The 21,956-nt window shown below is 59.8% G+C and carries 31 protein-coding genes and 1 tRNA gene; 15 read left to right on the plus strand and 17 right to left on the minus strand.

The features are described from left to right. Position 1: 1 nt before the first annotated feature. Positions 2-640, plus strand: a complete 639-nt coding sequence (locus NA29_RS23305) for a phage tail protein (protein WP_072633367.1) — start codon at positions 2-4, stop codon at positions 638-640. A 47-nt stretch (positions 641-687) separates the two neighbouring features. Then, positions 688-1,845: a phage late control D family protein gene (locus NA29_RS23310; protein WP_095178491.1), complete on the plus strand. Its 1,158-nt coding sequence runs from the start codon at positions 688-690 to the stop codon at positions 1,843-1,845. A 47-nt stretch (positions 1,846-1,892) separates the two neighbouring features. Here the strand turns inward: NA29_RS23310 and NA29_RS23315 are convergent, their stop codons facing one another. The 3 genes from NA29_RS23315 to NA29_RS23325 are packed head-to-tail and all read right to left on the minus strand — an operon-like array spanning position 1,893 to position 4,304. Then, complete coding sequence (locus tag NA29_RS23315; RefSeq protein ID WP_052253129.1) at positions 1,893-3,023, minus strand: DUF3800 domain-containing protein; 1,131 nt, start codon at positions 3,021-3,023, stop codon at positions 1,893-1,895. Between the two features lie 56 nt (positions 3,024-3,079). After that, positions 3,080-3,805 carry a hypothetical protein gene (locus tag NA29_RS23320; RefSeq protein WP_052252350.1) on the minus strand — a complete coding sequence of 242 codons (726 nt, stop codon included), beginning with the start codon at positions 3,803-3,805 and terminating at the stop codon, positions 3,080-3,082. Positions 3,806-3,863: 58 nt separating this feature from the next. Then, entirely contained in the window at positions 3,864-4,304 is a 441-nt protein-coding gene (locus NA29_RS23325; RefSeq protein WP_231965101.1) for a helix-turn-helix domain-containing protein, read from the minus strand. 27 nt (positions 4,305-4,331) lie between these two features. Between NA29_RS23325 and NA29_RS23330 the strand changes: the two genes are divergently transcribed. The 11 genes from NA29_RS23330 to NA29_RS23375 all read left to right on the plus strand — a co-directional run bounded on the left by NA29_RS23330 (position 4,332) and on the right by NA29_RS23375 (position 11,083). Next, the gene (locus NA29_RS23330; RefSeq protein WP_039393565.1) at positions 4,332-4,619 is read left to right on the plus strand and encodes a hypothetical protein; all 288 of its coding nucleotides are present in this window, start codon (positions 4,332-4,334) and stop codon (positions 4,617-4,619) included. A gap of 22 nt (positions 4,620-4,641) precedes the next feature. Beyond that, entirely contained in the window at positions 4,642-4,833 is a 192-nt protein-coding gene (locus NA29_RS23335) for a hypothetical protein (RefSeq protein ID WP_039401584.1), read from the plus strand. 28 nt (positions 4,834-4,861) lie between these two features. Next, the gene (locus NA29_RS23340; RefSeq protein WP_039393568.1) at positions 4,862-5,056 is read left to right on the plus strand and encodes a hypothetical protein; all 195 of its coding nucleotides are present in this window, start codon (positions 4,862-4,864) and stop codon (positions 5,054-5,056) included. Between the two features lie 53 nt (positions 5,057-5,109). After that, the gene (locus NA29_RS23345; protein ID WP_257125709.1) at positions 5,110-5,313 is read left to right on the plus strand and encodes an ogr/Delta-like zinc finger family protein; all 204 of its coding nucleotides are present in this window, start codon (positions 5,110-5,112) and stop codon (positions 5,311-5,313) included. 98 nt (positions 5,314-5,411) lie between these two features. After that, positions 5,412-5,627, plus strand: coding sequence for a hypothetical protein (locus tag NA29_RS25920; RefSeq protein WP_157127450.1), 216 nt, complete (start codon positions 5,412-5,414; stop codon positions 5,625-5,627). Between the two features lie 153 nt (positions 5,628-5,780). Continuing rightward, positions 5,781-6,041, plus strand: a complete 261-nt coding sequence (locus tag NA29_RS25925; protein ID WP_157127453.1) for a hypothetical protein — start codon at positions 5,781-5,783, stop codon at positions 6,039-6,041. A gap of 12 nt (positions 6,042-6,053) precedes the next feature. Continuing rightward, on the plus strand, positions 6,054-6,719 hold the full coding sequence (locus tag NA29_RS23355) for a hypothetical protein (protein WP_157127454.1): 666 nt from the start codon (positions 6,054-6,056) through the stop codon (positions 6,717-6,719). 139 nt (positions 6,720-6,858) lie between these two features. Further along, on the plus strand, positions 6,859-7,107 hold the full coding sequence (locus tag NA29_RS23360) for a hypothetical protein (protein ID WP_039393576.1): 249 nt from the start codon (positions 6,859-6,861) through the stop codon (positions 7,105-7,107). Positions 7,108-7,118: 11 nt separating this feature from the next. Further along, entirely contained in the window at positions 7,119-9,830 is a 2,712-nt protein-coding gene (locus NA29_RS23365; RefSeq protein ID WP_039393578.1) for a toprim domain-containing protein, read from the plus strand. Next, positions 9,827-10,054 (plus strand): DUF4224 domain-containing protein, encoded by a 228-nt coding sequence (locus tag NA29_RS23370; protein ID WP_257125710.1) that lies wholly within the window; start codon positions 9,827-9,829, stop codon positions 10,052-10,054. The genes NA29_RS23365 and NA29_RS23370 overlap by 4 nt, the downstream gene beginning before the upstream one ends. A gap of 51 nt (positions 10,055-10,105) precedes the next feature. Then, positions 10,106-11,083 carry a tyrosine-type recombinase/integrase gene (locus tag NA29_RS23375; RefSeq protein ID WP_231965105.1) on the plus strand — a complete coding sequence of 326 codons (978 nt, stop codon included), beginning with the start codon at positions 10,106-10,108 and terminating at the stop codon, positions 11,081-11,083. A gap of 75 nt (positions 11,084-11,158) precedes the next feature. Here the strand turns inward: NA29_RS23375 and NA29_RS23380 are convergent. From NA29_RS23380 to petA, 6 genes are all read right to left on the minus strand, one after another. Continuing rightward, positions 11,159-11,234, minus strand: a tRNA-Thr gene (locus tag NA29_RS23380). Positions 11,235-11,353: 119 nt separating this feature from the next. Beyond that, positions 11,354-11,812, minus strand: coding sequence for a ClpXP protease specificity-enhancing factor (locus NA29_RS23385; RefSeq protein ID WP_039393581.1), 459 nt, complete (start codon positions 11,810-11,812; stop codon positions 11,354-11,356). 77 nt (positions 11,813-11,889) lie between these two features. Further along, positions 11,890-12,501, minus strand: a complete 612-nt coding sequence (locus NA29_RS23390) for a glutathione S-transferase N-terminal domain-containing protein (protein WP_039393582.1) — start codon at positions 12,499-12,501, stop codon at positions 11,890-11,892. A gap of 82 nt (positions 12,502-12,583) precedes the next feature. Further along, positions 12,584-13,303 (minus strand): cytochrome c1, encoded by a 720-nt coding sequence (locus NA29_RS23395; protein ID WP_039393583.1) that lies wholly within the window; start codon positions 13,301-13,303, stop codon positions 12,584-12,586. A gap of 31 nt (positions 13,304-13,334) precedes the next feature. Then, positions 13,335-14,720, minus strand: coding sequence for a cytochrome b (locus NA29_RS23400; RefSeq protein ID WP_039393584.1), 1,386 nt, complete (start codon positions 14,718-14,720; stop codon positions 13,335-13,337). Beyond that, a complete protein-coding gene (petA, locus tag NA29_RS23405; protein WP_039393585.1) occupies positions 14,721-15,335 on the minus strand; it encodes a ubiquinol-cytochrome c reductase iron-sulfur subunit in 615 nt (204 codons plus the stop codon). Between the two features lie 313 nt (positions 15,336-15,648). On the opposite strand from petA, the gene mscL reads away from it, so the two are divergent. Then, a complete protein-coding gene (mscL, locus tag NA29_RS23410) occupies positions 15,649-16,095 on the plus strand; it encodes a large conductance mechanosensitive channel protein MscL (RefSeq protein ID WP_039393586.1) in 447 nt (148 codons plus the stop codon). Positions 16,096-16,158: 63 nt separating this feature from the next. On the opposite strand, the gene NA29_RS23415 is transcribed toward mscL, so the two are convergent. Next, positions 16,159-16,908 carry a Nif3-like dinuclear metal center hexameric protein gene (locus NA29_RS23415; RefSeq protein ID WP_039393587.1) on the minus strand — a complete coding sequence of 250 codons (750 nt, stop codon included), beginning with the start codon at positions 16,906-16,908 and terminating at the stop codon, positions 16,159-16,161. A gap of 18 nt (positions 16,909-16,926) precedes the next feature. Here NA29_RS23415 and NA29_RS23420 point away from each other — a divergent pair, with 18 nt between their 5' ends. Continuing rightward, complete coding sequence (locus NA29_RS23420; RefSeq protein WP_039393588.1) at positions 16,927-18,144, plus strand: Do family serine endopeptidase; 1,218 nt, start codon at positions 16,927-16,929, stop codon at positions 18,142-18,144. Between the two features lie 116 nt (positions 18,145-18,260). On the opposite strand, the gene tatC is transcribed toward NA29_RS23420, so the two are convergent. The 7 genes from tatC to hisI form a co-directional block, all read right to left on the minus strand. Beyond that, positions 18,261-19,055, minus strand: coding sequence for a twin-arginine translocase subunit TatC (gene tatC / locus NA29_RS23425; RefSeq protein WP_039393589.1), 795 nt, complete (start codon positions 19,053-19,055; stop codon positions 18,261-18,263). A gap of 75 nt (positions 19,056-19,130) precedes the next feature. Next, complete coding sequence (gene tatB / locus NA29_RS23430; RefSeq protein ID WP_039393591.1) at positions 19,131-19,673, minus strand: Sec-independent protein translocase protein TatB; 543 nt, start codon at positions 19,671-19,673, stop codon at positions 19,131-19,133. 12 nt (positions 19,674-19,685) lie between these two features. After that, positions 19,686-19,928: a Sec-independent protein translocase subunit TatA gene (tatA, locus tag NA29_RS23435; protein WP_039393592.1), complete on the minus strand. Its 243-nt coding sequence runs from the start codon at positions 19,926-19,928 to the stop codon at positions 19,686-19,688. A 292-nt stretch (positions 19,929-20,220) separates the two neighbouring features. Beyond that, positions 20,221-20,595: a histidine triad nucleotide-binding protein gene (locus NA29_RS23440; RefSeq protein WP_039393594.1), complete on the minus strand. Its 375-nt coding sequence runs from the start codon at positions 20,593-20,595 to the stop codon at positions 20,221-20,223. Between the two features lie 54 nt (positions 20,596-20,649). Then, on the minus strand, positions 20,650-20,967 hold the full coding sequence (locus tag NA29_RS23445; RefSeq protein ID WP_052253130.1) for a DUF4870 family protein: 318 nt from the start codon (positions 20,965-20,967) through the stop codon (positions 20,650-20,652). 215 nt (positions 20,968-21,182) lie between these two features. After that, on the minus strand, positions 21,183-21,539 hold the full coding sequence (locus tag NA29_RS23450; protein ID WP_039401587.1) for a phosphoribosyl-ATP diphosphatase: 357 nt from the start codon (positions 21,537-21,539) through the stop codon (positions 21,183-21,185). 5 nt (positions 21,540-21,544) lie between these two features. Beyond that, entirely contained in the window at positions 21,545-21,943 is a 399-nt protein-coding gene (gene hisI, locus NA29_RS23455) for a phosphoribosyl-AMP cyclohydrolase (RefSeq protein WP_039393598.1), read from the minus strand. Positions 21,944-21,956 lie beyond the last annotated feature (13 nt).

Raw genomic sequence — 21,956 nt, forward strand, 5'->3', positions numbered from 1 at the left:
CATGATGATGGCTTACGGGCTGTTCGTATTCACGCTGAGTACCGTCTCCTACCAGGAACTGTCGCGCCAGCTCAACTGGCGTTATGCCGCAAATCCCCGCATCGGCTTGCGCCCTGACCGGCAGTTCCTTGGCCCAGACGAGGAGCCGATTACGATGCGCGGCACGCTGCTACCGGAACTGACCGGAGGCCGAATGTCGCTCAAGATGCTCGAGACGCTCGGTTCCCAGGGTAAGGCGTGGCCGCTCCTTGAAGGGACCGGCAACATTTACGGCATCTACACCCTTGAGAGCCTGGAGACCACCAGCACGCTGTTCTTCGACAACGGTGCCCCCCGCCGCATCGAGTTCACCGCGACGTTCAAACGGACAGACAACTACGATCTGCGTCTCCTGGGACTCGCGACTGGCCTGCTGGGCGGTATGGCGGGAGATCTTCTCGGGAGTGTTGGCGGTCTCGTTAGTGGAGCCTTGGGGGGAGTGGGTAGCCTAGTTAGCGGAGCCGTTGGCGATGCTGTGGGCGGACTGGTCAGTGGAGTCGCTGGCGGGGTTGTGGGTAGCCTCGCGGGCAATATCGCCAGCGACCTCGCCCGCGATGTCGTCAGCGGTACCGTCGGTAAAGTGGTGGGGAAGGTACTGTGATAGAAGCGTTCGGAAGCCTCTCCGGTCTGGCGGATAGTGCCGTGAGTATGGTCAGTGGTGTCGCGGGCATGGCGGGCAAGTTGCTTGGTGCGCAGGACGACATGGTGCCGGTGCCCATCTACCGAATCACCAAGGACGGCAAAGACATAACGGGGGCATTCACCGGCCGGCTTATCAGTTTGTCGTTGGAGGAGAACCGAGGGTTCGAAGCGGACCAGCTCGATATCGAGCTGGACGACGCCGACGGCACGCTCGAGCTGCCGTCGCGCGGCGCAAAACTCGCGGTGGCGTTCGGGTGGAAACACGAGGGCCTCATCGACAAGGGGAAGTTCACCGTCGATGAGATCACCCATACCGGCCCGCCCGACCGCATCGTCATCCGCGCGCGCAGCGCCGATCTGCGCTCTGGCCTGACGAAGAAGCGGGAGTCGTCGTATCACAACGTCTCGCTGCTCGACCTGGTCAACCTGATCGCCCAGCGTCACAACCTCGGCGCCATGATCGCGTCCGCGCTGGCAAACCAGTTGCTGTCCCACATCGACCAGACTGGCGAATCGGACGCGAGCTTTCTAACCCGCGTGGCGAAGATGTTCGACGCCATCGCCACCGTTAAAGCCGACAAGCTGCTGTTCACGAAGCTGGGTCAATCATTGACGGCATCGGGTAAGCCGCTCTCGCGCCTGACCATCACCCGGCAGCTCGGGGACCAGCATCACTTCTCAGTTGCAGACCGTGAGTCGTTCGATTCCGTGGTTGCGTATTACCAGGACACCCGGGCGGCGAAGAAGGGACAGGTCGTGGTCACGTCAGTGTCGGAGACGAGTACGTCGACGTCGACCGGTACCGCGAACGGCTCAGGCAAGAAGCGTCAGAAGGCGAAGCCGGAAGCGCCGGTGGTCGAACCCACAGGCAACACGAAAGAGCTGCGACATACCTACGCCAGCAAAACGAACGCCCTGCGCGCCGCGCGCGCCGAGTGGCAACGCATACAACGTGGCGTCGCGACATTCTCGATGACGCTTGCGCGCGGCAACGCTGGGCTGTTCCCCGAGGTGCCGGTGTCTGTGCGAGGGTTCAAGCCGCAAATCGATAACACCGATTGGCTTCTCGCCAAGACGCGGCATACGCTCGACTCAAACAGCGGATTCACGACGCAGATCGAGCTGGAGATTAAGGCAACTGAGGTGCCCGACGAGAAGGAGTGACAACGCGCGTGCGGCAACGAGACCGCACGCGACTGTTACCACGCGGGCTAGACGATGAACATTGCCGCAGCATCAAGACCGTCCACGGCACCTTCATTGAGATTTAGGTCCAGCATCTCGATCACCATATCGGCCATTTCATCTTTCGCGCCCCGCTCGGGTTGTTCACTGTTAAGGCGACGATTTAGCGCACCGGCACATAAGTCCGCAAGCTGAACCAACGGATTCGACTTAGACGACACCGATACGATATCAGTCAAAACTAGTTTGTCTCCGTGCACGCGCTTGTACTCAATATTCACTTGCTTTTTCAGATCACTTAGAGCGAACTGATCAAGAGATTGCTCCTCATCCACCGCTGCGGAGACTTTTCTTGGCAAGGACACGCGTTGGGTGTCGACCTCGTGAAAAGCACCACGCTCAAGCATATGTCGGTGAAGAAGCGCGACGACCTCTTCTATTGATCGCTTCGTTTTTGCCTTTTCAACGGCGATCGCCTTAAAGCTAAGAAACTCACGATTTGCGAGTACCACACCCAGGTATTCCCGCAACGTGTCTACGTCCTGCCTACCAAACCGCGAGAAATGCACTTCTCGCTTTGCCCAGGGGGACTTGGCCTTCCATTCATCGATGGCCTTTGACACTTTGTAGACAGATCCGCCGCTCAGAACCCAAACAGCAGCCACGATGACATACCGCGCTGTCTTCCCCGTTTCGTCGGCGTAGACCCACATAACAGGCTGCGGTGCCTGATCGGCAATGACCTCGGCCTCCATCGCCTCTTCATTCTTACGGCGTCGGTTGCGAATTTTTGCGTCGGCCTGATACAGGCCGTACTCGTTCTGAATCTTCGCGCGATATCGAGCTATGAGCGTAGTGCGCTCCAGCTTGAACAGGTCGCGTGCGTGGATGAGTCCTTCGTTGAAAAGCTCCGGTTGGAACGTCTCCCAATACTTGAGGCTCAACGTCACGTCGCTATTTCGAGTGCTTTGGTGAAGATTCAGTATCCATGCGACCTTTGCCCGCACTGTACTGAAATTGCCCGCAGCGACCTCAGCAATAACTTCGGCCTTTTCTTTCTTCAGTCGCGCCCGGCGCGCTTCGTCCTCAACGTCATCCGTGATGTCCCGTTCGCCATCCTCGGGCAAGGCGTCTAACGTTTCCTCTATGGCTTCCATCTTTCCAATCTCCGTATCGATCAAAAGAGCGCATGCCTTCTCAGAACCGCTAAACACTACTTTTTGTTTGCTGGCGTGCCGATTGTTTCCCAATGCGCACCGGGACCATCTAAATTCGGCAGACATTCGCGGGTCTTGCTTCCGGCAATCGGCAGAACGCTCCCCACTGAGTAGACCCCGCTGCCGAAGTAGCATGCATCGCGCCCGGAGCGCCCCTTCGCCTCAATCTGCCCGGTGTAAAACGCCGCAGTAATCCCGATAGCACCGGCGAATAAAACTGACATGGCTACGCCTGCCCAAACTCGCGCGGCCCGAGCTTGACGCTCGACTAGTCCCAATTCGCCGGTCAGACCAATGCAACCCTGGCAGGGCGTCGGGTGAAAATGAATCGTGGGGGCAACACGAGATGCGTCGTACGGCCCGGAAGGCGCATCGACAGCCCAGGAGTCGTTAAGCCCAACGGCGTTGTTCTTCTCAAGCTCATCGAGAAACGACAGGGCCGCCATGAACTCAACCTTGGGAAGATCGAGAATGCGCTCGATGCCGAACCGGGTGAAGATGATGCGATATACGTGCACCAGTTCGACGCCGCCCGCCTCAGCGATGGGTTCGGCCTTCGCCTTGATCGCCTGACGTTGCAGATCCGTGATCGTAGGCAGTGGCTCATTGCGAGGCGCACCGTTGATCGTGATGACGTTGCTTTGAGAGGGGCCGTGTGTGGTGTTGACAATACTGCCGCCGGCCACCTGACCGACGTCACTGTGGAAGTTTTGCTCGTTCATCCCCGAAATCCTTACCCCGCCATCGTTGTGTGTATGCGAGGTTCAACCTGGTAAAGAACTACTTTTTCTTCTTGGTGCTGCCGAACGTGAAGGTTTGCGGAACTGTCACATCGCCGGCGATCTGCTGGCCGATATTTACGCCGCTGTGGAATGTCTGCTGCACCTTGGCTGGCGCCGTGCCCCCGACAAGCGCACCCAATGCCGCTGCTTTCACGGCATCTGATGCTTCGCGAAAACGGCGGACCAAATCTACTTCGCCTTCCGTCAGAGTGCTATCTCCCGGCACCCCAGTCACAACGAAGCTCACATCTACTCCAGCACGGGCGATAGCCGCCAAATAATTTGCGTCAGGACTGCGCACGTTACTTTCGTAATTGCTTTGCGCATTCTTTTGGACTCCTGCGATAGCCGAGAAATCGGATTGATTAATGCCCAAACGTTTGCGTTCGGCTTTGAGTCGCGACCCAATGGTATCCATTTGATGGAAATTTATTGACATTCCCTCAATCGAGGGAAATAATAAGGCTTGTTCAAGGCTTTCAACGAGTATATCGCCATGCCCAGCAAGGCCAAAACTCCCCGTGTCTACTCGCCGCGAGGCGAGGCGGTCAACGAGGTCATTTACGTGTCCGTCACGGCCACCGAGAAGAGCGCCATCAAGGCGTTTGCACGAACCACTACTGGTGACCGCGAGATCACGACTTCATTCGCGTCCCGCTCCCTGATTGCCGTTGCACTCGCGCTTCGCGCCCGCGACGTGAAGACGTTTGAACGTCTGCACGCGACGCTGGCCGAGGACGCGTCCTGTTCCTAATCCGTAGCGATTGGAGGCCGTCGTGTATCTCGATCCGAAAAGTGTCCGCGATAACCGTATGACGCTCCGGCTCAATGACGCCGAGTTGGCCGTCATCACGTCGATGGCGCAGTACCTCGGTGAGCAGCCCGCCGCGCTGGCGCGTGAGCTTCTACTGCGCCAAGCAGCAGAGGCGTTCGGCCTGCTTGGCAATGTATCGCTGGACGCCGCCTAAGCGAAGTCGACAAAGAGCCGCTCATCAGATGCCGGAAATTGAAATTGCCGTTAGTGACGACGAGCTGGAGCTGATCGAACAAGTCCGCGCCACGTTGGCTCTTCCGAGCATTGAGGAGACCGCAACGTGGTTGTTGAAAGTTCGTGTGCGTGAACAGATGGAGCGTGTCGCAGGTCGGCGACGCGCGATTTACGACGTGAAGAAGCGAGGAAGTGCGCGATGAAGATGGTTTGCCCTCACTGCGCGCGGCGTTTGAAGATCCGCACCAGTCGCATCATGTCGCGCCAGACGAGTCAGTTGTATTTCCAGTGCGAGAACGTCGAATGCGCCTTCACCTGCATGGCGCTTCTCTCGATAGTTCATACGCTGGCACCGAGCCAATCACCGGACCCTGCCGTATTTATTCCGACAGGTAAGGCGAAGCTCAAGCAAGACGAAGACGATGATCGGCAGATGGATCTGCTGAACAGCACCGCGTAACTCGCGACACCGAATCACCCCAAGTTCCCCTCGCATCGTGCCCCCTACGGCGCGAGGGGTTTTTTTTGCCCAAATTTCCTGAGCGGGATGAGACAACGATGAATGCAAATGCATTTCCGGCCGATGAGCTGCGCCGCGCACAACGTGCGATGGGTATCGAAGAAACGCCGGTGGAAGCTCTCTCCCCGTACATGCGAACCACTTTGGCAGTCGTCGCACGTTGTGCTTTAAACCGGCCGGCTGCACCACTGCCGCAACCCCGCGAGATCTCTGGCGTTGACGTTAAGCGTCTCTCCGCCGGTGACCGCGATTAACGTAGCAGGAGCAACCATGCGTAACCGCAATACTCGTTGTGACCTGATTCACCGGTCAGCCCTCGGCGGCTACACCATCGAAGGCCCTTACAACCGCAATCGGGGTGTTCGCAGCCTCGTCTTCCGCCTTATCGCGTGGATCAGAGGTGCCCGATGAATATTCGCACTTTCGGGCTTCCGCCGAGCTTTCCTGACTCACTCGTTCCCGATGCCGCAGTCAACTTCATGGCCGAGCATCGCGGTCGAACCCTTGAAGAGGCTATCGACGCCGGAACGGCGCGCGGTTACCACCCCACCGTCTGGCCGCTGCCCCAGATGGCGGGCAATTGGGCATACGGCTTCGGCATTGTTGTCGATAGCCTTGTTGTTCCTTTCATCGTTGACCTGTCGTACTTCCCCGCTGGTCATGCGTGAGGGAGCGCACCCGTGCAAATCAAGGAACCTTCTTTATCACGAGGGAATGCAATGAACCATCGAGCGATCTTCATTATCGAGTCCGGCAAGGCTCTCCACCTGGTCAGACAACACATCAGCGAGCGCAGGCGTGTGGCTCAACAAAACGGGGCAATGTCCGCCGAGATTGGGGCCACTGAGATTTCGACTAGCCGGGACGACGGCACTGTCATGAGCGTCCGGTTCGGCGACAAGCACCATCCAGATTTCACGAAGCCTGGGCGCTACGGTAGCCGTCCTAAGAAGAGAACTGAATGGGCAATGCGATTCGAAGCCCAGGAAGGTTACGACAACCCTGCCTACGTCATCGCGCAGGAGTTCTCAATTCCTTTGAGCGTGTCCTATTCGCTTCCGGACGGCGGCAAGGGGTGGGAGTGCTTGGGAATTCCTCTTAGAGAGTGTGGATTTCTGTTTTTTAGCGCAGTTGGACCGTACGCAATGTGGGTTCCCGACATTCCCGCTGTGATCGCGGATTTCGAAGCACGTGGGTGCGCGGTGGATGAGTCCCTGAAGTCATTTTCGCTTTCCTTTGTGGGGTGCCGACGCATTGAGGAAGAGGAGTGGGAGATTCTCGTGGCACAACACAAGCTTGCGGAAAAGCGCGCCGTTCGCGTCGCTCAAGGCGGGAGCTGCACATGAAAAGCGTTCTTGCAGCGATTGGAGCCGCATGGCTCGTGCTTCAGCTACTCGCCGCGATGGGGGTAATCGATCAGTACGTATGCATTTCTACGTCTGGCGGTTGCAACCAGCAGCGCGTCCTATATACGCGACTCGCCCTATGAGAGGCCTCGCCCGACTCGCTGGCGTCTGGTGTAACGACCGCGTTTTTCTCGCGTGGCTCGAGGATCTCTCTGGCCACGCGTTCACGACCGATGACGCCGTCGAGCTGATCTACCTCAAATGTGGCATCGGCTCGCGGCGTGAGTTGGAGACCAACCCCGACGCCGCTGCGATTTTCTTGACGGAGATTCGCGAGCCGTTCATGCGCTGGCGTGCTGCGCACCCTGACGAAGTAGCCAAGTACTAACTTAGAAGACCATGAAAGACAGCCTTCACAACGAACTTCTGCCCCGCCTCTTGAATGATTACCAGTTCAAGGAGCGCGGTGGCTACTTGCGGCAGGGGGTGTGCCCGGATTGCGGCAAGAAGGAGCTATACACGCACGCCGAACACCCGTGGGTTCTTCGTTGTGGTCGCCTCAGTAAGTGCGCATGGGAGGGACACGTCAAAGAGATCTATCCCGACCTCTTCGAGAGCTGGACCGATCGTTACCAGACGCCAACAGAAGCCAATCCCAACGCTGCCGCCGACGCGTACATGCGGGAGGCGCGCGGCTTTGACGTTTCCGTTGTCGGCGGGTGGTACACACAGGAGCAGTATTTCGACCGTGAGGCGAACGCGGGCACGTCGACCGTGCGCTTTCCGTTCGCTGGTGGGTATTGGGAGCGACTCATCGACAAGCCGGGGCGTTTCGGCAAGAAGAAAGCGCGCTTCAATCCCGGCCTTCAATATCAAGGGCAGTGGTGGAAGCCGCCGGTACTGGTATTTCAAAGCGTTCGCGAGCTTTGGCTCGTCGAAGGCATCTTCGATGCGATTGCGCTCCATCACCATGACATCGCCGCCGTGGCCGTGATGTCATGTAACAACTATCCCGAGCATGCGCTGCGCGACCTCGCAATGTCGTTATCGGAGTCTGGCAAAGATCGCCCCACCCTTGTCTGGGCACTCGACGGCGATGCCGCTGGCAGCAGCTTTACCCGCAAGCACGTCGAGCGCGCACGGGAGTCCGGCTGGAAGTGTTCGGCCGCGCAGATCCCGCAGAGTGGCGGACGCAAACTCGACTGGAGCGACTTGCATCTGCTCGACAGGCACCACGACACCTCGAAGCGTCACCGGCTTTCCAAGGACGGCTTGGCTGAATACCGCCATCACGGCGCGGTGCTGATCGCAAAGAGTGCCAGCGAGAAGGGCATGCTCATGTACTCGCATAGCGACGGGCATCGTTCTGAGTTCGACTTTGAATTCGGCAAGCGGCTGTACTGGTTCAAGTTCGACCTTGATCGCTACAACAAAGCGCGTGACGAGATCGAAGACGGTCCCCAAGCCGCTGACATGAGCGACGAACAGAAGCGCGAAAAGGCGTTGCAGCAGGCTGGCAGCATCCGCCCAATCGCCAACTGTTTTCCGATGCCGTTGTACTTCCAGCAGAATCGCATCACCGACGAAAGCTGGTACTACTTCCGCGTGCAATTTCCGCACGACGGCCCCGCCGTGAAAAATACGTTCTCCAGCTCGCAGATCTCCACCGGCAGCGAGTTCAAGAAGCGACTGCTCGGGATCGCACCAGGTGCGGTCTATTCCGGCACGAGCGGCATGCTCGAGCGGATGATGGAGCGCCAGCTCTTCAACATCAAGAGCGTGGAGACGATTGACTTCATCGGTTACAGCCGCGAGTACGGTTGCTACGTTCTGGGTGACCTCGCCGTCAAAGACGGTCGCGTTCACCAGATCAATGGCGAAGACTTCTTCGAGATCGGCAAGCTTGCAGTGAAGTCGCTGAATCAGTCTGTGGCGCTCTCTATCAACGACGATGCAAAAGAATATCGGGACGACTGGCTGAACCTGTTGTGGACTTGTTTCGGTGCCAAGGGACTGGCAGCACTGGCCTATTGGCTCGGCTCGCTCTTCGCCGAGCAGATCCGCGCCACGCAGAAATCGTACCCGTTTCTTGAGATCGTCGGCGAGGCTGGCGCGGGCAAGTCCACGTTGATCGAATTCCTCTGGAAGCTGTTTGGCCGACGCGACTACGAGGGATTCGACCCAAGCAAGTCATCGCTGGCAGCACGCGCGCGCAATTTTGCGCAGGTGTCTGGTCTGCCCGTCGTCCTGATCGAGTCAGACCGCGAGCGTATCGGCGAGGACAAGACACACGTGAAGTCGTTCGATTGGGACGAGCTGAAAACGGCGTACAACGGCCGCAGCGTGCGCGCCCGAGGCATGGCGACCGGCGGCAACGAGACGTATGAGCCACCGTTCCGTGGCGCTATCGTCATCAGCCAAAACGCCACGGTGAATGCGTCTGCCCCGATCCTGCAGCGCATCGTGCATCTGCACTTTGACACGTCCGGCCAGACGCCGCGCACTCGTGAAGCCGCGATTGCGCTCGAGAGCCTCCCAACCGAAGTGGTGTCGGGCTTCATTCTCAATGCAGCCAAGGCCGAATCGAAGATCCTCAAGACGATTGAAGAGCGATCGGCAGTGCATGAAAAAGCGTTGCTCGCGCTACCCGGTATCAAGTCCACCCGTATCGCGAAGAACCACGGCCAGCTCATGGCGTTGGCCGACGCGCTGTGCCACGTCGTCGCGCTCACCGACGAGCAGAAGGCCCAGCTCGCTAGTCAGGTGGAAGCGATGGCGCTCCAGCGTCAGGAAGCGATTAACGACGATCACCCGATGGTGCGCGAGTTCTGGGAAGCGTTCGACTATCTCGACGGTGCCGACCATCCCCGCCTGAATCACTCGCACGATCCTGAGCTGATCGCGGTGAACCTCAACCACTTCGTGCAGGTTGCGGCCGACCGGCGCCAGCAGATCCCGTTGTTGCGCGATCTCAAGCAGGTGTTGCGCACCAGCAAGCGCCGTCGATTCATCGAGTACACGACCGTGAAAAGCGCAATCTATGCCCGCGACGGAAACCCTACGGCACCGACGACCATCAAGTGCTGGCTGTTTGCGAAGGAGGCGTCGTGAGTCCTTATCTTTCCCGTGAGGAAGTGCGCGAGCTGACCGGAACCCCGATTCGCAAGCGGCAAGTTCGCTGGCTGCTGGCCAGCCGGTGGCCGCACGAGATTGACTCGCATGGCAGGGTGCTGATCGCTCGAGCGTATCATGACAAGCGCTTGGGGATCGTCAGCGGCTATATCCCACCTGACGCGCGCCCCACTCCGCCTCCTCTGAACCTTCAGGCAGCGTAAATGGGACGTAAGCCAAACAACGCGGGTGCGATACCGAATTTCCGGACTCGATTGAACCGGGACGGAACGGCCCGCTACTACTACGACTACGGCTGGGCGGACGGAAAGCGATCGTTGGAGCCGCTCGGTAGCGATCGTCAGGCCGCACTGCTCAAGTGGGCGGAGATCGAAGGGCTGCGCACCGCCGCAGCCGTCGACGTGCGGCCGACGTTTGTCGCGCTGGTCACCGAGTATCGGAAGAAGGAGTTGCCCGCCAAGGCGCTGTCGACACGACGCCTCTACGACATCATCCTCACCCGCCTGCAGGGCACCCTAGGCGAGCGAGCGCTCGACGACATTCGCCCAGCGGACGTGGCCCAGATCTGGCAGGCGACGGCGGAGAAACGCGGCGTTGTCACCGCCAATCGCACCAAGGCGGTGTTGTCGTTGACGCTCAATCAGGCTCGTTTGTGGGGCCTCATGACACAGGCAAATCCGTGCGTTGGTGTTCGCGGCCGTAAAGAAACCGGCCGCAAGGGCGTACTTGTCTCCGACGAGCTGTACGACGCGGTTTATAAGCACGCCGACCTGCCGCTTCGCAATGCGATGGATTTGGCCGATCTGACGAGCCAGCGCCCCGGCGATCTGCTCGCCGTTCGGCGCACGGACGTATCGAATGGATACCTGCGATTCTCGCAGGCGAAGACCGGCAGCGTTGTCGTTATAGAAGTCACCGGCGAGTTGAAGAAACTCGTAGACGCGTTGCTGGCGTGGCGAGGAAGCGAGGTCGACGTCTCGCCCTACCTGCTGCGCGATGAGAAAGGGCACCCGCTAACGCGCGGACAGCTGCGCTCGCGCTTCGACAACGCGCGGGACAAGGCCAAGATCGACAAGGCGGATTTTCAGTTCCGGGACTTACGCGCTCGGAGCGTCACGCGCAAAGCGATTGAGTCGGGATTGGAGGAGGCTCAACGTCTCGCAGGCCACACAACGCCCGGGATGACAGCCCACTATTCGCGTGGCGCACGCCCCGTAAAACCGTCTCGTTGAGGGAATTGCGAACGCGGAGGGGGGATTGCGAACGTCGGGCCTTTGCTGAAACTGGCCGCAAAGGCCCGACTGTATTGGTGCCGGCTGCAGGACTCGAACCCGCCACCTGATGATTACAAATCAACTGCTCTACCAGATGAGCTAAGCCGGCGAAGTCGTGTATTGTAACCGATTCGTCGGTCACTGCGACTACCTGTTGGTGCGAAATCGCTCGATATTTCGCAGCGCGACGCGACACCCGAAAGCCTCGCGTCTCACCGCCGTCACGAATTACTTCACGACCTTCAGATGCGCACGTCCGGCATTGCTGCCAGCCGCGCCATTACCGCCGGGACGGGTCGGATCCGGGTCGTCGCCTTCCGGCTCCTGCACCGTCGGCACCGCTTCCAGCTCGGGGCTCTCGTCCGCAGACGCCTGCTTGTCGACCGGGAACGCCATGCCCTGACCGTTCTCGCGCGCATAAATCGCAAGCACGTTCGGCACCTGCACTTCCACCTTCTGCGAAATGCCGCCAAAGCGGGCGCTGAATTCAATCCAGTCGTTGCCCATCTGCAATCCGCTCGTGGCGTCGAAGCTGATATTCAGCACGATCTCGCCATCTTTCACAAACTCGCGCGGAACACGCGTTCTGGCATCGACATGCACGGCCAGATACGGCGTGTACCCATTGTCGGTACACCACTCGTACAGCGCGCGCAGTAAATAAGGCTTGGTAGACGTTTCAGGCATATAACCAACTTATCCCGCCGCGAAACCCGTTCGCCATTCCCCGGCAAACCAGCCTCGCCAGCGGGCATATCGACACATTAGCGACGCATGACCTTTTCAGACGGCGTCAGTGCTTCAATGTACGCCGAACGGCTGAAAATCCGCTCGGCATACTTCATCAACGGCGCAGCGTTCTTCGACAGTTCGATGCCGTAGTGATCCAGACGCCACAGCAGCGGCGCGATCGCCACGTCGAGCATCGAGAACTCCTCACCCAGCATGTACTTGTTCTTCACGAAAATCGGCGCAAGCTGCGTCAGACGATCGCGAATCGACAAACGTGCCTTCTCGTGAGTCTTCTCCGCTGCCTTGCCCTTCTCGTTCTCGAGCGCGCTCACATGCACGAACAGCTCTTTCTCGAAGTTGAACAGGAACAGACGCGCACGCGCACGCTGCACCGGATCGGCCGGCATCAGTTGCGGATGCGGGAAACGTTCGTCAATGTACTCATTGATGATGTTCGATTCGTACAGAATCAGGTCGCGCTCGACAAGAATCGGCACCTGACCGTACGGGTTCATCACCGCAATGTCTTCCGGCTTGTTGAACAGATCGACGTCACGGATTTCGAAATCCATGCCCTTTTCGAACAGAACCAGCCGGCAACGCTGGGAGAAGGGGCACGTCGTGCCCGAGTACAAAACCATCATAGCGCGTCTTCCTTAAAAACCAACGGGGCCGGGGCGGGAAACCGAGCTTCCCAAACCCTGGCCCCGTCGTACAGACGTTATTTTACTTCACGTCCTTCCAATAGGCCGAATTCAGGCGCCAGGCAAGTACCGTAAAGAGTCCCAGGAACAACAGAACCCAGACACCCAACTGCCGGCGCGTGCGCTGCGCCGGTTCCGACATCCAATCCAGATAAGATACCAAATCCGCTATAGCAGAATCAAATTCCACTGGCTTCATCGTCCCTTGAGTGATTTGTACGAACTGCGCCGGACCATGTTCCGCCCCTTGCGCATGCTTCAGCCCCCGCTGTCCCTGCAACTGCCAGAACGGGTTCGGCATGCCCACATTGGGGAACGCGACGTTGTTCCAACCGGTCGGACGGGAATCGTCCCGATAGAACGTACGCAAGTAGGTGTACAGCCAGTCCGTGCCCTTGGCGCGGGCCTCGACCGACAGGTCGGGCGGGGCCGAGCCGAACCACTCCTTGGCGTCAGCCGCGCGCATGGCCACGGTCATCGTCTCGCCGATCTTGTCGGTCGTGAAGAGCAGATTGTTCTTGATCTCCGTGTCCGACAAGCCCAGATCCTTGAGCCGCGAATACCGCATCGACGCCGCCGAGTGGCAGTTCAGGCAGTAGTTCACAAACAGCTTGGCGCCCCGCTGCAGCGACGCCAGATCGTCGATCCGGTTGGGCGCGGTGTCCAGCGCCCCACCCTCTTCAGCCAAAGCCGGCGCCGTGAAGCCACTCAGGAGCGCCAGGATAAGCAACAGTTTTCTCATCTTGATATCCCTAGTCGTCGTTTGAGTGCGCTCAATGCGCCGCGAAGGTCACGCGCTCCGGCACCGGCTTGAAGGTGCCGCGCTTGCTCCACAGCGGCATCAGCCAGAAGAATCCGAAGTAATACAGCGCGCCAATCTGCGAGATGGCCGTCTTCACGGGCGTCGGCTCCTGGATCCCCAGATACCCCAGCACCGCAAAAACAACGACGAGAATACCCAGCAACACCTTATGGAAGCCCGGACGGTAACGAATCGACTTCACCGGGCTATGGTCGAGCCACGGCAGGAAGAACAGCGTCACCACCGCGCCGCCCATCACCACCACGCCCCAGAACTTCGCCTCGGTCAGGTACATCGCCAGCAGCAGCAACACCACACCGCCGGACGCAGCCACCTTGGTCGTCACCGCAGCCTTCCCCTTGATCCACCAGACCGCCGTGACCAGCACCGCAATGCCCATCAGCAGATGCTTGAAGTCATCGGTCGTGGCGCGCAGCATCGAATAGAACGGCGTGAAATACCAGACCGGCGCGATGTGCGGCGGCGTCTTGAGAGGGTCCGACGGGATGAAATTGTTCGCTTCCAGGAAGTAGCCACCCATCGTCGGCGCAAAGAACACGATCGCCGAGAAGACCATCAGGAACACGCCCACACCCATGATGTCGTGGACCGTGTAGTACGGATGGAACGGAATCCCGTCGAGCGGACGGCCGTTGGCGTCCTTCTTGTCCTTGATTTCGACGCCGTCCGGGTTGTTCGACCCGACTTCGTGCAGCGCGATGATGTGCGCAACGATCAGCCCGATGAGCACCAGCGGAATCGCAATCACGTGGAACGCGAAGAAGCGGTTGAGCGTGGCGTCCGACACCACGTAGTCGCCGCGAATCCACAGCGACAGGTCCGGGCCGATGAACGGAATCGCCGAGAACAGGTTCACGATCACCTGTGCGCCCCAGTAGGACATCTGGCCCCAAGGCAGCAGATAGCCCATGAACGCCTCGGCCATCAGACACAGGAAGATCAGGCAGCCGAACACCCACACCAGCTCGCGCGGCTTACGGTACGAGCCGTAAAGCAGCCCGCGGAACATGTGCAGATACACCACGACGAAGAACATCGAGGCGCCCGTCGAGTGCATGTAGCGGATGAGCCAGCCCCACGGCACCTCGCGCATGATGTACTCGACCGACGCGAACGCGAGGTTGGCGTCGGGCTTGTAGTTCATCACCAGGAAGATGCCGGTGAGAATCTGGATCACCAGTACCAGCATGGCCAGCGAGCCGAAGAAGTACCAGAAATTGAAGTTCTTCGGCGCGTAATACTCGGATGCGTGGTCTTTCCAGAGCTGCGTGAGCGGAAACCGGCGGTCGATCCAGCCCAGCAAGCCCGTCGTGTCGACTTGTTTGTCGGCGGCCATTTACGCTTCTCCTTTTTCGTCTTTACCGATCACGATCTTGGTGTCGCTCAGGAACATGAAACGAGGAACGTCGAGATTCTTTGGCGCCGGCTTGTTCTTGAAAACACGGCCAGACATATCGTAGGTCGAACCATGGCACGGGCACAGGAAGCCCGGGTCCTGGCCAAGGGCCGGGATGGTGTTCGCCACATAGGGACCGGAAGGGATGCAGCCAAGGTGCGTACAGACGCCGATGACGACGAGCAGATCCTTATGCTCGACGCGCGTGCGGAACTCGTTCTTGGCGTAATCGGGCATCGGAAACGAAAACGTTTCCTTGGAGTCCGGATCGGCCAGTTCGGCAGTCACTTTGGACAGCGAAGCCATTTCGTCCGGTGTGCGGCGTACGATCCACACGGGAAGGCCGCGCCACGCGACCGTCATCTTCTCGCCGGGCCGCAACGCGCTGACATCGGCTTCGACGGGCGCTCCGCCAGCCTTGGCGCGCTCCGAAGGTTCGAGGGAACTGACGAAAGGAACCAGTGTTGCAACGCCGCCTACGCCTCCAGCTACGGACGTTGCAATCAATAGGTTCCGGCGGTTGCTGTCGACGGCACGTTTCTGATTGTTACTCATCACAAGCCCCACACGGTTGAATTTGTATTTCCGTCAACCTTAAATCATACGCGAGCGTAAATGCCTGAAACAACGGCTAAACGCCCCAGTCTCCTAGTGGTTTTCGCGTATTTTCAAAGGATTAACGTACCCTGCGGGTGGCTACCGCCCACCCGGGGTTTCGCTTTTGGGATGCTGCTCGAGAACCGCTATCATCGCCGCTTTCGTTGACGCGTGCACGACATTTAGTCATCATTTTCCTTGTCTCGCCCCGGTGACATCGTGCGTGACAGCGATGCTCCCTGGCCACTCATTAAAACAGCGGAGGAATGGCATGAGCTTCATGTCGGAATTCAAGGAATTTGCCGTCAAAGGCAATGTGATCGATCTGGCCGTCGGTGTGATCATCGGCGGGGCCTTCGGCAAGATCGTCGACTCGGTGGTCAAAGACCTGATCATGCCGATCGTCGGCGCGATCTTCGGCGGACTGGACTTCTCGAGCAAATTCATCCTGCTCGGCACCATCCCGCCTGACTTCAAAGGCAACCCTACGTCCTACGCCGACCTGACCAAAGCCGGTGTTGCCGTGTTCGGCTACGGCAACTTCATCACCGTCGCCCTGAACTTCCTGATTCTGGCGTTCATCATCTTCATGATGGTCAAGCAGATCAACCGCCTGAAGCGTCCGGAGCCGGAAGCCCCGGCCGCCCCGGCACCCACCCCGGAAGATATTGTTTTGCTGCGCGAAATCCGCGACAGCCTCAAAAAGCAGAACGGGTAAGGCAACCGCAAGAACCGCCTGAAGCCGCCGCCCCTCGGGTGGCGGCCTTTGCTACCCCCGGTCTCAGGCCGGGTTCGGCATATCGAAGAATCGATGTTCGAGTCCGAAGCGTTCGGCGACATGCTCGCCGAGCGCGCGCGCGCCGCCACGCTCGGTCGCGTGATGCCCCGCCGCCAGATACCCCACGCCGCTTTCCATCGCGAGGTGCTGTGTGGGTTCGGACACCTCACCACTGATATACACGTCCGCCCCGGCGGCAATCGCCGCTTCGAAGAAGCCCTGCGCCCCACCGGTACACCACGCCACCCGACTCACTTGACGGCCGGGGTCGCCCAGCATCAGGGGTTGGCGTCCCAATTGGGTTTCGACGTGCGCCGCGAGGGCCGCCAGCGTCATCGGTTGCGCGGGCGCGCCGAGCCATCCGAGCTGATCGGGGCCGAAACGGCCACCATCGTCGGCGAATCCCAGCAGTTTGCCCAGTTGGGCGTTGTTGCCAAGCTCAGGATGCGCGTCGAGCGGCAAGTGGTAAGCGAACAGACTGATGTCGTGACCGATCAGCAACCCGAGACGCTTGCGCTTCATCCCGGTAATGCGGGCATCTTCGTTCTTCCAGAAATAACCGTGATGAACGAGCACGGCATCCGCGCCCCAGTCGCGGGCGGCTTCGAGAAATGCCAGGCTGGCGGTCACACCGCTGGCGATTTTCTTTATCTCGCTGCGCCCTTCGACTTGTAGGCCGTTCGGGCAGTAATCGCGAAATTGCGCGGTTTGCAGGGTATCGTTCAGATACAATTCGAGTTCAACACGATTCATATAAGGCCTCGCTTCTTCATGCTCAGACGCTTCTGGCTACTGTTCGCGCAAGCGGTCACCGTGCTGCTTGCGTTGCTCTTCATCATCGCCACTCTCAAGCCTCAGTGGCTGCAACGCCAGGGTTCCTTCGGCAAGCAACTCGCCAATCCGATCATCGCCTTGCAGGAAGTCGCGCCGAGTCTGTCCGACAAACCGGCAGCGGGTTCCTATGCGGATGGCGCACAAAAGGCCATGCCCGCGGTCGTCAGCATCTTTTCCAGCAAGGAACAAAAGCAGAATCGCGACCCGCGCCTCGATGATCCGCTGTTCCGCTATTTCTTCGGAGACGGCGGCGGCACGGTGCGTCAGGACCCGGTATCGAGCCTCGGTTCTGGCGTGATCGTGAGCAGCGAAGGCTATATTCTCACGAATCATCACGTGGTGGATGGTGCCGACGAGATCGAAGTCGCCCTCGCCGACGGCCGCAAAGCCCGCGCCAAGCTGGTCGGCAGCGACCCCGAGACCGATCTGGCCGTGCTCAAGATCACGCTCGACAATCTGCCCGCCATCACCCTCGGCCGTATGGAGCAGGTGCGCGTGGGCGACGTGGTGCTCGCCATCGGCAACCCGTTCGGCGTCGGCCAGACGGTCACGATGGGTATCATCAGCGCGCTGGGCCGCAACCACCTCGACATCAGCACGTTCGAGAACTTCATTCAGACGGATGCCGCCATCAACCCCGGTAACTCGGGCGGCGCGCTGGTCGACGTGAACGGCAATCTGCTGGGTATCAACACGGCGATCTACTCGCGCAGCGGTGGCAATATGGGCATCGGCTTTGCGATTCCCGTGTCGACGGCGCGCTCGGTGCTCGAAAGCATCATCACGACCGGCGGCGTCACGCGCGGCTGGGTCGGTGTCGAACCGCAGGACATTACCTCGGATATCGCCGAGTCGTTCGGCCTGCAACAGGATTCCGGCGTCATCATCGCGGGCGTCGTGCAGGGTGGTCCGGCCGACAAGGCAGGCGTCCAGCCGGGCGACATCCTGACGAAGGTGAACGACGAGTCGATTCGCGACACGACCGAGTTGCTCAACGTCATCGCCCAGATCAAGCCGGGCACGCAGACCAAGCTGCACGTCACGCGCAAGAAGAAGGAACTGGATCTGACGGTGACGATCGGCAAGCGTCCGCCGCCGCCCAAGCGCGCAGCGCAGGACGAGGACGACGGCAGCGACGAAAACAACGCTGACTGAAGTCCCGGAATCAAGAAAACACGGCTGCGCTTTCCGCGCGGCCGTTTTTCTTTATGCCCAACAAAAAAGCACGGGACGAAACCCGTGCTTCCTTGTGTTGACCCGGCAGGCGGCGATCAGGACGTTGCCTTGCCGTCCTCTTCGTTGTTCTCGCCGTTGGGGGCATGCCCCTGTTTGACGAAGATCCGTGCAGCAATAAGGCCCAGCTCATAGAGGATACAGAGCGGTACGGCCAGCATCAGTTGCGAGAGAATGTCCGGCGGCGTGACGACAGCGGCCAGCACGAACGCCCCGACCACCACATACGGACGAATCTGCTTGAGCTTGGCGATGCTCACCACGCCCATGCGTGCGAGCACCACGACCACCACCGGCACTTCGAACGTCACGCCAAACGCCATGAACATCGTCAGCACGAAGCTCAGGTAGTTGTCGATGTCGGTGTTCATCTCCGCGCCAAGGGGTGCGTTGTAGTGCGCGATGAAGTGAAACACCGTCGGGAAGACGAGGAAATACGCGAACGCCATGCCGATCAGGAACAGCGAGTAACTGCTCACAACCAGCGGCATCACCAGCTTCTTCTCGTGCTGATACAGCCCCGGTGCGATAAACGCCCACACCTGATACAGCACAATGGGCAGCGCAATCACGAACGCGACCATCAGCGTGACCTTCATCGGGACGAAAAACGAACCGGTGATGTCGGTGACGATCAGTTTGCCGTCGGCGGGCAGCGATTGGGTGAGCGGCCGGGCGAGCAGCCGGAAGATGTCCGGGGCCCAGTAGACCAGCGACAGGAAGACCACGATCACGGACGTGCCCGCACGAATGATGCGGTTGCGCAGCTCGACCAGATGCGAGATGAAGGTCTCTTCGGTGCCCCCTTCGGGGATTTGTTTCTCGTCGCTCACGTCGACTTATCCAGGAATGAAGCCAGCACAGTGCCTGATGGCAGGAAGTTCGGCGCGATTATGCCTCGGAAGGCCTCAGAAGAACTTGATGGGCCGGCGCAGCTTGGCCGGTGTGTGACGCGCCACGCGCGCCGCACCCGACTGCACCTGCGTGCGCGTCGTGCTGGCCTGCTTGAACCACATGGGTGTCGCTGCCCGGCGCACACGCCAGTTGCGACGCTTGGGCTTCGCGCGGAGGCTCGACGTCACCACCGGTTCGGACAGATAGCTGTCGGAGTACCCGGTCGCGGCATCGGTACCGCCCCCCGCGATCTCGTTCGACGACGTACCGGTGGCGCTCGCCCAGGCGTCGTTGAGCGACGCCTCCTGCTCGTGCAACTGCTTCTGAACGGTGTTCTGCGCACTGCGGGCCGCGTCCTCGAACTGGTTGCGCATGTTGCGCAGCTCGTCGAGTTCCATCTCGCGGCTCACTTCGGCCTTCACGTCGTTGATATAGCGTTGGGCGCGGCCAAACAGCGCGCCCGCCGTGCGCGCCACTTTAGGCAGGCGTTCGGGACCGATCACGACCAGCGCAACCACGCCGATCAACATCAGTTTGGAAAGGCCGAGATCGATCATGTCGACGCCGGCTTAGCCTTGCTTGTGATTGCTCGCGTCCTTGGCCTGCACGTCGATGGTGGTCGAATCGCGCAGTTCCTTGGCAGCCGCCGGATCTTCCTTGGACGGGGAGGCTTCGCCTTCCTTCATACCGTCCTTGAAGCCTTTGACCGCACCGCCCAGATCACTACCCATATTGCGCAGCTTCTTGGTGCCGAAAACCATCATCACGATCACCAGCACGATCAGCCAGTGCCAAATACTCAACGAACCCATGACCACTCTCCTTGCGTTTACCTACCTCTGCCGCGTCGCGACGAGGTTTTATCGAGCCCCACTGCGCAGGCCCTCCGGCCTTTGGCGCAGTGCGCTATGTTTGCCCCTTGTTACGCAACCATGTGCCCCATTGTGGCACATTGCGCGTCACGTCCAGCATCGTAACCGGGCGCGGCGCCGGGTAGAAATAAATGTTTCGTGAAACCTATCCCGATGCGGGCGCGTTGCACCATTCCATCACATAACGCGGCAAACCGTCGCGATATTCCCAGACTTTGCTGTCACGCTGACGTTACATGCGCTTCCACGGCCGCGGTCCGGCCAGAATGTGCATGTGAAGATGATAAACCTCCTGCCCACCCCCCGGCCCGGTGTTCATCACCACGCGAAACCCGTTGCCGTCGATGTTCGACGCGTCGCCATCGAAGGCATAACCCTGCTCACGGGCCAGCTTTGGCGCGAGCAGCATCATCTTGCCGAGCAGCGCCTGATCTTCCGGCTGGCAGTCCTGCAACGTGGCGATGTGCTTGCGCGGAACCATGAGCAGGTGCAGGTCGGCGGCCGGATTGATGTCCTTGAACACCACCACGTCGTCGTCGCTATAGACCTGCGCGCTCGGGATCTGCCCGGCGACGATCTTGCAGAAGATACAGTTGTCGTGCGTCATGCTTGTGTCTTCCTCTCGAATGCTCTGATGAATCGAAGCGCCACCCTGCGTACGTCAGGCGCGCGTCGCGTACATAGGTTTGTTGTCGTTCAGATACAGCCAGCCCTTGACGATCCGGTACAGCGTCCAGATGCCCAGCACCCAGAGAATCGCGAACCCGACCACCACGACGGCAAGCGCCACGCCCAGCACCGCCCAGACCACCGACCACCAGAAGGTGCGGATTTGCCAGGTGAAATGCGACGCGTACAGCGTGCCGGCCGCGTCGTCGCGCTTGATGTAGTTGATGATGATGGCCACGATGGCGGTCACGCCGCCCGTGAGCCAGAACAGCGCATACAGCGCGTAGAGCACGTGCGTGAGCTTGCGCATGGCACGTTCCTGCTCCTCGCTAGGCGCGCTCGCGACCGACGTCGTGTTGACGGTATAGGGATGGCCCGGGCCGCCGGATTGTTGCGGATCGTTCATGAAGCGTCTCCTCTTGAGAGCCTGCGTGATGAGCGTGATGACTCGGCAGTGTCGGACAAATGGAGTGCAGAAAGCAAAGTGGCTGGGGGGCTGCCGCCAGACAGCGGCAGACGCCGATATCAGTCCGCGTGTTCGCCGCGCGTGCCGCGCTGCGCCTTCTCGACAAGACCCGACAGCCCTTCGCGGCGCGCCAGCTCGGCGAGCACTTCGTTCGGGCTCAGGTCGTGGTGAGCGAGCAGCACCATGCAGTGGAACCACAGATCGGCCGTCTCGTTGACGAGCTTCTGACGCAGATCGTCCGCTCCGCCAATGCGAATGTCCTTGGCCGCGAGCACGACTTCGGTCGCTTCTTCGCCGATCTTCTTGCAGATGGCGTCGTCGCCCTTGTGAAACAGACGGGCAACGTACGACTTGTCGGGATCGGCGCCTTTGCGCGACGCGATCACTTCGGCAACACGCTCGAGCGTATCGTTCATGGCAATCACTTGTAGATCTTGTTCGGGTCCTTGAGCACCGGCTCGACGGTGGTCCACTGACCTTCCGCAGCGTTGCCCTCGAACTTCTGGAAGAAGCAGGAATGACGGCCCGTGTGACAGGCGATGCCATCGTTCTGCGTCACCTTGAGCAGCACGACGTCTTCGTCGCAATCGAGACGGATCTCGTGCACTTTCTGCACGTGTCCCGACTCTTCGCCCTTGTGCCACAAACGCTTGCGCGAACGCGAGTAGTAGACGGCCTCGCCGATTTCCACGGTGCGCGCGAGCGCTTCGCGGTTCATCCAGGCGAACATCAGCACGTCGTTGCTGCCGACTTCCTGCGCAATCACGGGCACGAGGCCCTGCGCGTCCCAACTTACCTTGTCCAGCCAGTCTTGCGTCATGATGCGTCGAGTC

Source organism: Pandoraea sputorum (assembly GCF_000814845.2).
Taxonomy (GTDB): Bacteria; Pseudomonadota; Gammaproteobacteria; order Burkholderiales; family Burkholderiaceae; genus Pandoraea; species Pandoraea sputorum.

Bases quoted from the DNA above. Each gene is read 5' to 3' on its own strand.
- NA29_RS23305 (WP_072633367.1), top strand. From the start codon at position 2: ATGATGATGGCTTACGGGCTGTTCGTATTCACGCTGAGTACCGTCTCC.
- NA29_RS23310 (WP_095178491.1), top strand. From the start codon at position 688: ATGGTCAGTGGTGTCGCGGGCATGGCGGGCAAGTTGCTTGGTGCGCAG.
- NA29_RS23315 (WP_052253129.1), bottom strand. From the start codon at position 3,023: ATGGAAGCCATAGAGGAAACGTTAGACGCCTTGCCCGAGGATGGCGAA.
- NA29_RS23320 (WP_052252350.1), bottom strand. From the start codon at position 3,805: ATGAACGAGCAAAACTTCCACAGTGACGTCGGTCAGGTGGCCGGCGGC.
- NA29_RS23325 (WP_231965101.1), bottom strand. From the start codon at position 4,304: ATGTCAATAAATTTCCATCAAATGGATACCATTGGGTCGCGACTCAAA.
- NA29_RS23340 (WP_039393568.1), top strand. From the start codon at position 4,862: ATGCCGGAAATTGAAATTGCCGTTAGTGACGACGAGCTGGAGCTGATC.
- NA29_RS23345 (WP_257125709.1), top strand. From the start codon at position 5,110: ATGTCGCGCCAGACGAGTCAGTTGTATTTCCAGTGCGAGAACGTCGAA.
- NA29_RS25920 (WP_157127450.1), top strand. From the start codon at position 5,412: ATGAATGCAAATGCATTTCCGGCCGATGAGCTGCGCCGCGCACAACGT.
- NA29_RS25925 (WP_157127453.1), top strand. From the start codon at position 5,781: ATGAATATTCGCACTTTCGGGCTTCCGCCGAGCTTTCCTGACTCACTC.
- NA29_RS23360 (WP_039393576.1), top strand. From the start codon at position 6,859: ATGAGAGGCCTCGCCCGACTCGCTGGCGTCTGGTGTAACGACCGCGTT.
- NA29_RS23365 (WP_039393578.1), top strand. From the start codon at position 7,119: ATGAAAGACAGCCTTCACAACGAACTTCTGCCCCGCCTCTTGAATGAT.
- NA29_RS23385 (WP_039393581.1), bottom strand. From the start codon at position 11,812: ATGCCTGAAACGTCTACCAAGCCTTATTTACTGCGCGCGCTGTACGAG.
- NA29_RS23390 (WP_039393582.1), bottom strand. From the start codon at position 12,501: ATGATGGTTTTGTACTCGGGCACGACGTGCCCCTTCTCCCAGCGTTGC.
- NA29_RS23395 (WP_039393583.1), bottom strand. From the start codon at position 13,303: ATGAGAAAACTGTTGCTTATCCTGGCGCTCCTGAGTGGCTTCACGGCG.
- NA29_RS23400 (WP_039393584.1), bottom strand. From the start codon at position 14,720: ATGGCCGCCGACAAACAAGTCGACACGACGGGCTTGCTGGGCTGGATC.
- petA (WP_039393585.1), bottom strand. From the start codon at position 15,335: ATGAGTAACAATCAGAAACGTGCCGTCGACAGCAACCGCCGGAACCTA.
- mscL (WP_039393586.1), top strand. From the start codon at position 15,649: ATGAGCTTCATGTCGGAATTCAAGGAATTTGCCGTCAAAGGCAATGTG.
- NA29_RS23415 (WP_039393587.1), bottom strand. From the start codon at position 16,908: ATGAATCGTGTTGAACTCGAATTGTATCTGAACGATACCCTGCAAACC.
- NA29_RS23420 (WP_039393588.1), top strand. From the start codon at position 16,927: ATGCTCAGACGCTTCTGGCTACTGTTCGCGCAAGCGGTCACCGTGCTG.
- tatB (WP_039393591.1), bottom strand. From the start codon at position 19,673: ATGATCGATCTCGGCCTTTCCAAACTGATGTTGATCGGCGTGGTTGCG.
- tatA (WP_039393592.1), bottom strand. From the start codon at position 19,928: ATGGGTTCGTTGAGTATTTGGCACTGGCTGATCGTGCTGGTGATCGTG.
- NA29_RS23440 (WP_039393594.1), bottom strand. From the start codon at position 20,595: ATGACGCACGACAACTGTATCTTCTGCAAGATCGTCGCCGGGCAGATC.
- NA29_RS23445 (WP_052253130.1), bottom strand. From the start codon at position 20,967: ATGCGCAAGCTCACGCACGTGCTCTACGCGCTGTATGCGCTGTTCTGG.
- NA29_RS23450 (WP_039401587.1), bottom strand. From the start codon at position 21,539: ATGAACGATACGCTCGAGCGTGTTGCCGAAGTGATCGCGTCGCGCAAA.
- hisI (WP_039393598.1), bottom strand. From the start codon at position 21,943: ATGACGCAAGACTGGCTGGACAAGGTAAGTTGGGACGCGCAGGGCCTC.